This window comes from Gemmobacter sp. LW-1, assembly GCF_001303875.1.
GTDB lineage: Bacteria > Pseudomonadota > Alphaproteobacteria > Rhodobacterales > Rhodobacteraceae > Gemmobacter > Gemmobacter caeni.
This window is the reverse complement of sequence record NZ_LJSC01000051.1, coordinates 378,053-386,493: the sequence shown is the minus strand read 5'-3', so window position 1 is coordinate 386,493 and position 8,441 is coordinate 378,053. Positions and strand designations below refer to the sequence as shown.

Genomic DNA, 8,441 nt, shown 5'->3' with positions numbered 1-8,441 from the left:
GACCGCGGGCACCATGGCTGACACTGCTGCCAAGACGCTGGAGGGCGCGGCCAACAGTGCCGCCGCGACAGCCGATGCAACGGCGGGCGACACGGCTGACGCCGCGCAGGATGCGGCGGCCGCTGCCAATGATGCTGCCGCAGCGGCCAATGATGCAGCTGCCGGTGCGGTGGCCGATACCGCCAATGCTTTCGATCCCGCGACGTTTGACGCGGCCAAGCTGAACGGCCTGATTGATGCCTCGACGCTGGATGATGGCACCAAGGCCGCGCTCAAGGCGGCAGTGGATGGCGCAGCGAAAAATCCGGCGCTGGTGGATGCGGCGCTGAAACAGGTGAAAACCGCGCTGGGGATGTAAGCCCCGATCAAATGGAAACGCCGCGCGAAACCCGCGCGGCGTTTTTGTTTCAAGGACTTGTGGCGTGACCCTTAGACGCCATCCCCCACGAAGGCTTTCTCGACCACATATTCGCGCGGTTCGGAATTGGCGCCCTCACGCAGACCAAAGCTTTCCAGCACCGCCATCACATCCTTGTTGAACGCAAGGCTGCCGCAAACCATCGCGCGATCCGTCGCCGGGTCCATTGGCGCCAGCCCCAGATCGGCAAACACCTTGCCCGAGGACAGGTTGTCAGTGATCCGGCCAGTATGGTGGAAGTCCTCGCGTGTGGTGGTGGGGTAGTATTTCAGCTTGCCCGCCACCAGTTCGCCGATCAGCGGATCATCGTGCAGGCCTTCCACCAGTTGCCGGCCGTATTCCAGCTCGGCCACGGTGCGGCAGGTGTGCATCATCACCACTTCGTCGTATTTCTCATAGGTCTCCGGGTCGCGCATCAGGCTGGCAAAGGGCGCGATGCCAGTACCGGTGGCAAGGAACCACACCCGCTTGCCCGGCAGCAGCGCATCATGCACCAGCGTGCCCACGGGTTTGGGGCGCAGGATGATCTCGTCCCCTGGCTGGATATGTTGCAGCTTCGAGGTCAGCGGGCCATCCGGCACCTTGATCGAGTAGAACTCCAGCTCTTCGTCCCAGTTGGGCGAGGCAATGGAATAGGCGCGCAGCAGCGGTTTGCCGTTGTCGCCCATCAGGCCGATCATCACGAACTCGCCGGACCGGAAGCGCAGGCTTTGCGGACGGCTGACGCGGAAGGAAAACAGGGCATCGGTCCAGTGCTTCACCGACAGCACGGTTTGCGCATCGGGCAGGTGGACCTTGGTCGCGGCGGTATCGGACACGGGTTTTTGCTCGGTCATGGAATATCAAATCCTGAATATGTCAGGTGGAGGCCAGAGGAAAGCCCGGATTCAGGCCCGCAGCCGCGACTGATAGTCATGGGCCTGCCAGTCGGCGCGGAACTTCCACTGCGGCTCCGGCTGGCGGGCGGCCAGATCGTCAGGGATCTCGACCGAGTCGAACCCGACGCGGCGGGCCATCGCATATTGATCGGCGATGACATGGCCAAAGGCGCGCAGCTCGCCCTTGTAGCCCATCATGCGCAGGCGGCGGCCGATGGTGAAGGCGCGGCCATCGCTGAAGGCGGGGAAGGCGACGCGGATCAACGCAATCGCTTCCAGCCGGTCTGCCAGCGCTGAAGGATCATCAGTATGCGCAAGGTCCAGTGCCGTCGCGGTGGCCGCGGCATCAAGACCGGGGTTCTGGCTGTCGGCCACGGGGGTGAAGCCGGTATCGGTGACGATCACGCTCATGCCGCGTTCTCCTCGGTGGTGCCGCCGCGCACGGCGCGGCCGTTGATGAAATGGATGCCGCATTCGGTTTTGGCGCTGCCGCGCCAGCGGCCCGCACGCGGGTCTTCGCCGGGTTTCACCGGGCTGGTGCAAGGCGCGCAGCCGATGGAAGGGTAGCCCTTGGAGACCAGCGGATGCCGGGGCAGGCGGTTGTTGACGATGTAATCCTCAAGATCCTCGCGACCCCAATGTGCCAGCGGATTGACCTTGATACGGGTTTCGCCCTCGGCCTCGAAGAACTCGACCTCCTGCCGCGTCGCGCCCTGATAGCGCTTGCGCCCGGTGATCCAGCCGTCGAAATCCTTCAGGGCCCGTTCCAGCGGCTCCACCTTGCGGATGGCGCAGCAGGCATCGGTATTGAACTGGTGCAGCGTGCCGTCGGGATCGTCGAATTCCACCTTCTTCGGATGCGCCCGGATGGTGCGGATGTCGCAGAGCGCCAGCTTCTCGGCCAGCTCGCGCTGGTAATCCAGCGTCTCCTTGAACAGCATCCGCGTATCAACGAACAGGACGGGTGTCTCCGGTGCGATGACCGAGACGAGGTGCAGCAGCACGACCGATTCCGCCCCGAAAGAGGACACCAGCGCCACGCGCCCCAGATCGGGGTCACCCAGCGCATGTTCCAGCACGGCAGTCGCGCCGTGATGGCGATAGCGGGCGTTCAGCGCGGCGACCCTGTCGGCCACCGTACCGACCGGCCCGGAGGTGTCACGCGGCATCCCGGTTTCCTTCCCCCGGATAAAGCGCCGCCTTGAAGGGCGGCAGGCCGACCCGGCGATAGGCTTGCAGGAAGGTTTCTTCCGGGCCTTCACGCAGGTCGAGATAGGCGAGAACGATCCGCTCGATCGCGGGCACGATCTCGTCATAGGCGAAGCCCGGACCGGCACGCTCACCGATCACGGCATCTTCGGTGCCGTCGCCACCCAGGGTGATCTGGTAATTCTCCACCCCCGCGCGATCCAGACCCAGAATGCCGATATGGCCGACATGGTGATGACCGCAGGCGTTGATGCAGCCCGAGATCTTGATCTTGAGCGGCCCCACGTCATGTTCCAGCTTCAGCGCGTCGAAGCGGGTGGCGATTTCCTGCGCGACCGGGATGGCGCGGGCGGTGGCCAGTGCGCAGTAATCCATGCCGGGGCAGGCGATGATGTCGGAGATCAGCCCGACATTGGCGGTGCCCAGCCCCGCCTGCATCAGCGCGGCATGCACCGCCGGCAGGTCCGATTTGTGGACATGCGGCAGGATGACATTCTGTTCGTGGCTGACGCGCAGCTCGTTATGGCCGTAACGCTCGGCCAGATCGGCCATGACACGCATCTGGTCGGCAGTGGCGTCGCCCGGCGTCTGGCCATGGGCCTTCAGGCTGATCGTCACGATGGCATACTGGTCGTTGCGGTGTTTCGCCAGGTTGGTATCGGCCCAGGCGCGGAACACCGGATCGGCCTTGTAGAAGGCGTCATAGGCCTCGACCGGCGCATTGCGGAAGGCGGGCGGGGCGAAAGCCTCGCGGATATCCGCCAGCAGCGCCTGATCGTTGCCGCCGAACAGCGGGCGCAGCTCGGCAAAGCGCGCCTCGATCATGCGGGTGATTTCTTCCTTGCCGGTCTCGTGCAGGGTGATCTTGATGCGCGCCTTGTATTTGTTGTCGCGGCGGCCAAGCGTGTTGTAGACGCTCAGCACGGCCTCGACGTAAGGCAGCAGATCTTCCACGGGCAGGAAGTCACGCACGGTCATGGCGACCATCGGCGTCCGGCCCAGACCGCCACCCACCAGCACCTGAAAGCCGGTTTCGCCCGCATCGTTCTTCACGATGCGCAGCCCGATGTCATGCGCCGCCGTCACCGCACGATCCTGCGCGGCGCCGGTAATGGCGATCTTGAACTTGCGCGGCAGGAACTGGAACTCCGGGTGGTCGGTCGACCACTGGCGCAGCAGTTCGGCATAGGGGCGGGGGTCTTCGATCTCATCCGCCGCGGCGGCGGCGAAATGGTCGGCCGTCACGTTGCGCACGCAATTGCCGCTGGTCTGGATGGCATGCATCCCCACATCGGCCAGCGCCGACAGCATCTTCGGCACGTCCGACAGTTTCGGCCAGTTGAACTGGATGTTTTGCCGCGTGGTGAAATGGCCATAGCCCTTGTCCCAGGTCTGGGCGATATGGGCCAGTTGCCGCATCTGGCGCGGGTTCAGCGTGCCATAGGGGATGGCGACGCGCAGCATGTAGGCGTGCAGTTGCAGATACAGCCCGTTCATCAGGCGCAGCGGGCGGAATTCCTCTTCCGTCAGGCTGCCGTCGATGCGGCGTTCGACCTGATGGGTGAATTGCGCCACGCGGGTGCGAACGAAGGCTTCGTCGAATTCGGAATAGCTGTACATGATGCGGTCCGGGGCTGGCTGGCTGCGGTCAGACGAGTTCGGCCTGCTTGCCGAGGAAGTAGTTGGACGGGCCACGGGTGCGGAACACCTCGCGGAAATGGGTGGGTTCCGGGCCATTCGGGCCTGCCTTGGCATCGGCCAGATAGGCCCCTACAGCAACGGATTTCTGCGCCATGGCATGCAGCAGGCGCAGCTGCGCATGGGCCTCGTCTTCGATCAGTTCCGCCTCGTGATGCAGGCGGGTCCAGCGGTCGTCGGCGGTGAGATAGATCACGTCGCCCTCGATCAGCGCATTGGCGGTCACGACTTTCGGGGTGAAGCGGGCCATTCGATCCTCCGGCACTTGCGGTTTCTGCATTGCAATATAGGATATTTTCCTAGTTTCGCGCCATATGGGCGGATAGATAAGGAAATCCGTTCCGTATGGGCGGCGATGTGGGACGGGGTTCCACGAAACAGGAGGAACAGGGAATGTCGGCCCGGCTGGACGAGATGGACAGGAAAATTCTTGCGGAACTGCAGGAAGATGCCGAGCAATCGCTGGATGAAATCGCCCGAAAGGTGGGGTCTTCCAAGACCCCGGTGTGGAATCGCATCCGCAAGATGAAAGAGACCGGGGTGATCACCCGGCAGGCCGCGCTGCTGGACCCCGAGGCGCTGGGGCTGGAGGCCTGTTTCTTCGTGCTGATCCGCACCTCGGAGCACGAGGCCGACTGGCAGCGCCGCTTCCTGCAAACCCTGCGCGAACGCCCCGAAGTGCTGGAGGCGCACCGGCTGGCCGGCGACATCGACTATATCCTGAAGGTCCGGGTAAAGAACGCGCGGGCCTATGACACCTTCTATCAGGCGCTGATTTCGCAGGTGAAAATCCACAACGTTACGGCGCTGCTGTCGATGGAGGAAATCAAGGCAACCACGGCGCTGCCGCTGGGCTGAAATGCAAACGGCGGCCCTGTATGGGGCCGCCGTTCCGCGATTTCAAGCCGGGATCAGAGCAGGGCCTTGGCCTGTGCCACGGCATTGTCGGCGGTGATGCCGAATTCCTGATACAACCGCTCTGCCGGGGCCGAGGCGCCGAAGGAGGACATGCCGACGAAAGCCGCCTTGGCCTCTTTACCGCGCTCGCCCAGAAGCCAGCGGTCCCAGCCCTGACGCACGCCTGCCTCGACGGCGACACGCACCGGACCGGCGGGCAGCACCTTCTTGCGATAGGCCTCGTCCTGCGCGGCGAACAGTTCCATGCAGGGCATGGAGACGACGCGGGTGCCGATACCTTCCGCCTCCAGCGTCGCACGGGCCTGCAAGGCGATTTCGACCTCGGACCCGGTGGCGATCAGGATGACCTGACGCTTGCCCGTCGCCTCTGCCAGCACATAAGCACCGCGCGCCGACAGGTTCTGGTTGGTGTGCGTGGTGCGCACCGGGGCCAGACCCTGACGGCTGAGCGCCATCACGCTCGGCGTGGTTTTCGATGACAGCGCCAGTTCCCAGGCCTCAGCCACCTCGACCAGATCGGCCGGGCGGAACACCCAGGTGTTCGGCGTGGCGCGCGAAATCGCCAGATGCTCGACAGGCTGGTGGGTCGGGCCATCCTCACCCAGACCAATGGAATCATGCGTCATCACATAGACCACCGGAATGCCCATCAGCGCCGACAGACGCATCGAGGGGCGGGCATAGTCGGTGAAGGCCATGAAGGTGCCCGAATAGGGCCGCACGCCGCCATGCAGCGCCATGCCGTTCATCGCCGCCGCCATGCCGTGTTCGCGGATGCCCCAGTAGACGTAACGACCCTTGCGGTTCGTCGGATCGAACACACCCAGATCGGCGGTCTTGGTGTTGTTCGACCCGGTCAGGTCTGCCGAACCGCCGATGGTTTCCTGCGCGATCGGGTTCACCGCCGCCAGCACCACTTCCGAGGCGGAGCGGGTCGCCATCTTCTTCGGCGTCTCGACAGCGGCTTTCTTCACGCCACGGATGGCCGACACCAGCTTCGGCGCCGGATCGCCTGCGAAGATGCGGGCGAATTCGGCCTGCTTGCCCTGCGGCAGCGCGGCCAAACGCTCAGCCCAGGCGGCGCGGGTGGCCGCGCCACGGGCACCGATGGCCTCCCATGCCGATTTCACATCGGCCGGGATCTCGAACGGGCCATGCTCCCATCCATAGGCGGCGCGGGTATCGGCGATCAGCTGCTTGTCGGTCAGCGCGCCATGGCCTTTCGACGTGTCCTGCGCCGACGACCCCAGCGCGATATGCGTCTTGCAGGCGATCATCGCCGGGCGGGGCGAGCGCTTGGCCTTGTCCAGTGCCGCGTCGATCTCCACCGGATCATGGCCGTCACATTCGAACACATCCCAGCCCGAGGCGGCAAAGCGTGCCTTCTGGTCGGTCACATCCGACAGCTCGACCTTGCCGTCGATGGTGATGCCATTGTCATCCCACAGCACGATCAGGCGCGACAGCTGATGTTTGCCTGCGATGCCGATGGCTTCCTGGCTCACACCTTCCATCAGGCAGCCGTCGCCCGCGATGACATAGGTGTAGTGATCCATCACCTTGGCGCCCCAGCGGGCGCGCAGGCTTTCCTCGGCCATCGCGAAGCCCACGGCATTCGAGATGCCCTGACCCAGCGGGCCGGTGGTGGTTTCCACCCCTTCCATATGGCCAAATTCGGGGTGGCCCGCCGTGCGGGCGCCCCATTGGCGGAAGTTCTTGAGTTCTTCAAGGCTGGCCTGCTTGTAGCCCGTCAGGTGCAGCAGGCTGTAGATCAGCATGGAGCCATGACCCGCCGACAGGATGAAACGGTCACGGTTGGGCCATTTCGGATCGGTCGGGTCGAAGTTCAGGTGTTTTTCGAACAGCACCGTCGCCACATCGGCCATGCCCATCGGCATGCCGGAATGGCCGGAATTGGCGGCCGCCACCGCATCGAGCGTCAGCACCCGGATGGCGCAGGCTTTCTTCCAGTGGTCGGGGTGCTGGGCGCGCAGGCTCGCAATATCCACGGCGAGGATCCTCGTTGTTGCGTCGGTTCGCTTCGGTCCATATCAGCCCGGCGGGCAAGATCAAGCTTCGCAAGGCGCATGGGCGGGCTTTTGTACGCAAGTGCTTGGCGGATAAGGATCTGCCGTTTTGGGGGCACATTCCCGGCGATGTTTGCGCTAAGATCGAATGAAACGATGCGCCGGGGCGATTCGTGCAAATGCACCCGTCTCGGCACAGACGGCAAGCAAGGGCAGAATGACATGAACGATTTGGCAGAGCTGGAGCGGCGCATTTCCGCGGCGCTGACACGGATCGGGGCGGGGATCGACAGGCTGGGTGCCACGCCCGCCGAACCCACCGCCGCCACCGGGGCCGGGCCGGATACGGAAGAGCTTGCCCGCCTGCGCGAACAGCTTGAGGCCGAACGCACCACCAATGCACAACTCACTGCCCGCCTGCGGGCCGTGAAGGCGCGCGACAACAAGGCCGGTGCGGCACTGGAACAACGGGTCGCGGAACTGACCCGGCAACTGGATGCGCAGGGGCTGGAAGCGCAGCGCATGAAGAAGAACATGATCCAGTTGCGCGAGGCGCTGCGGATGCTGCGGGAAGAGGCGCAGGAGCGTGTCGAGGCGCATCTGATCAACAAGGCCATGCTGGCCGAGCTGGAATCGCTTCGGTCGGAACGTGCGGCAGAGGCGGCTGAGCTGGCCGAAATCCTGTCGGAGATCGGGCCTATCGTGCGCGCCGCCGCCGGGGACGAGGCGGCCAGCGCCGAAGACACGAAGGAGGCCACGGATGCCTGAGATTGATATTACCATCGCAGGCCGCAGCTTCGCCGTGGCCTGTCAGGCGGGCGAAGAACATTTCCTGCGTTCGGCCGCCGCTATGCTGGATGCCGAGGCGCAGCCGCTGGTGGCACAGATGGGGCGTCTGCCGGAAGGGCGGATGCTGCTGATGGCCGGGCTGATGCTGGCCGACAAGACCGCCGCGCTGGAAGACGAGATGCGCGCCCTGAAGTCTCGTCTGGCCGAGCTTGAGGCCCGCCCCGCGCCCGAGCCGCAGCGGATCGAGGTGCCGGTGATCCCGCCGCAGGTCGAGGAAACGCTGGCCGAGATTGCTGCGCGGGCCGAGGCGCTGGCGCAGAAGCTGGACGAAAACGCCCCGGCTGCGGGCTGAGGGTCAGCCCGCCCGCCGCAGCCGCCGCCAGTGCGGCACCGCCAGAACGGCCTGAACCAGCGCCAGCGCCGCGCCTGCCGCTGCAAGCGCGACGAAGGCGCGCGCGAGAACCTGCATTTGCGGCAGGGCCTGCGCCCTGAATTCAGCGGCGG

The 8,441-nt window shown here is 64.9% G+C and carries 10 protein-coding genes; 4 read left to right on the top strand and 6 right to left on the bottom strand.

The window, feature by feature from the left end:
* A partial coding sequence (locus AO684_RS22065) for a hypothetical protein (protein ID WP_152968441.1) occupies nt 1-358 on the top strand: 358 nt, incomplete at its 5' end.
* A 71-nt stretch (nt 359-429) separates the two neighbouring features.
* Here the strand turns inward: AO684_RS22065 and AO684_RS15895 are convergent.
* Genes AO684_RS15895 through AO684_RS15875 form a run of 5 tightly spaced genes read right to left on the bottom strand, consistent with a single transcriptional unit; the run spans nt 430 to nt 4,453 of the window.
* Nucleotides 430-1,254, bottom strand: a complete 825-nt coding sequence (locus AO684_RS15895) for a ferredoxin--NADP reductase (protein ID WP_054303693.1) — start codon at nt 1,252-1,254, stop codon at nt 430-432.
* A 51-nt stretch (nt 1,255-1,305) separates the two neighbouring features.
* On the bottom strand, nt 1,306-1,707 hold the full coding sequence (locus tag AO684_RS15890; protein ID WP_054303692.1) for a DUF934 domain-containing protein: 402 nt from the start codon (nt 1,705-1,707) through the stop codon (nt 1,306-1,308).
* Nucleotides 1,704-2,465, bottom strand: a complete 762-nt coding sequence (locus AO684_RS15885) for a phosphoadenylyl-sulfate reductase (protein WP_054303691.1) — start codon at nt 2,463-2,465, stop codon at nt 1,704-1,706. The genes AO684_RS15890 and AO684_RS15885 overlap by 4 nt, the downstream gene beginning before the upstream one ends.
* Nucleotides 2,455-4,125, bottom strand: coding sequence for a nitrite/sulfite reductase (locus AO684_RS15880; protein WP_054303690.1), 1,671 nt, complete (start codon nt 4,123-4,125; stop codon nt 2,455-2,457). The genes AO684_RS15885 and AO684_RS15880 overlap by 11 nt, the downstream gene beginning before the upstream one ends.
* 28 nt (nt 4,126-4,153) lie before the next feature.
* A complete protein-coding gene (locus AO684_RS15875) occupies nt 4,154-4,453 on the bottom strand; it encodes a DUF2849 domain-containing protein (RefSeq protein WP_054303689.1) in 300 nt (99 codons plus the stop codon).
* Nucleotides 4,454-4,596: 143 nt separating this feature from the next.
* Between AO684_RS15875 and AO684_RS15870 the strand changes: the two genes are divergently transcribed.
* Nucleotides 4,597-5,061, top strand: a complete 465-nt coding sequence (locus AO684_RS15870; RefSeq protein ID WP_054303726.1) for an Lrp/AsnC family transcriptional regulator — start codon at nt 4,597-4,599, stop codon at nt 5,059-5,061.
* A 53-nt stretch (nt 5,062-5,114) separates the two neighbouring features.
* Here the strand turns inward: AO684_RS15870 and tkt are convergent, their stop codons facing one another.
* Nucleotides 5,115-7,130, bottom strand: a complete 2,016-nt coding sequence (gene tkt / locus AO684_RS15865; RefSeq protein WP_054303688.1) for a transketolase — start codon at nt 7,128-7,130, stop codon at nt 5,115-5,117.
* A 240-nt stretch (nt 7,131-7,370) separates the two neighbouring features.
* On the opposite strand from tkt, the gene AO684_RS15860 reads away from it, so the two are divergent.
* On the top strand, nt 7,371-7,916 hold the full coding sequence (locus tag AO684_RS15860; RefSeq protein WP_054303725.1) for a hypothetical protein: 546 nt from the start codon (nt 7,371-7,373) through the stop codon (nt 7,914-7,916).
* Nucleotides 7,909-8,289 carry a cell division protein ZapA gene (locus AO684_RS15855; RefSeq protein ID WP_054303687.1) on the top strand — a complete coding sequence of 127 codons (381 nt, stop codon included), beginning with the start codon at nt 7,909-7,911 and terminating at the stop codon, nt 8,287-8,289. Before AO684_RS15860 ends, AO684_RS15855 begins: the two co-directional genes overlap by 8 nt.
* The last annotated feature ends 152 nt before the right edge of the window (nt 8,290-8,441 follow it).

Coding starts and splice junctions, on each gene's coding strand:
- AO684_RS15895 (WP_054303693.1), bottom strand. CDS start 1,254: ATGACCGAGCAAAAACCCGTGTCCGATACCGCCGCGACCAAGGTCCAC.
- AO684_RS15890 (WP_054303692.1), bottom strand. CDS start 1,707: ATGAGCGTGATCGTCACCGATACCGGCTTCACCCCCGTGGCCGACAGC.
- AO684_RS15885 (WP_054303691.1), bottom strand. CDS start 2,465: ATGCCGCGTGACACCTCCGGGCCGGTCGGTACGGTGGCCGACAGGGTC.
- AO684_RS15880 (WP_054303690.1), bottom strand. CDS start 4,125: ATGTACAGCTATTCCGAATTCGACGAAGCCTTCGTTCGCACCCGCGTG.
- AO684_RS15875 (WP_054303689.1), bottom strand. CDS start 4,453: ATGGCCCGCTTCACCCCGAAAGTCGTGACCGCCAATGCGCTGATCGAG.
- AO684_RS15870 (WP_054303726.1), top strand. CDS start 4,597: ATGTCGGCCCGGCTGGACGAGATGGACAGGAAAATTCTTGCGGAACTG.
- AO684_RS15860 (WP_054303725.1), top strand. CDS start 7,371: ATGAACGATTTGGCAGAGCTGGAGCGGCGCATTTCCGCGGCGCTGACA.
- AO684_RS15855 (WP_054303687.1), top strand. CDS start 7,909: ATGCCTGAGATTGATATTACCATCGCAGGCCGCAGCTTCGCCGTGGCC.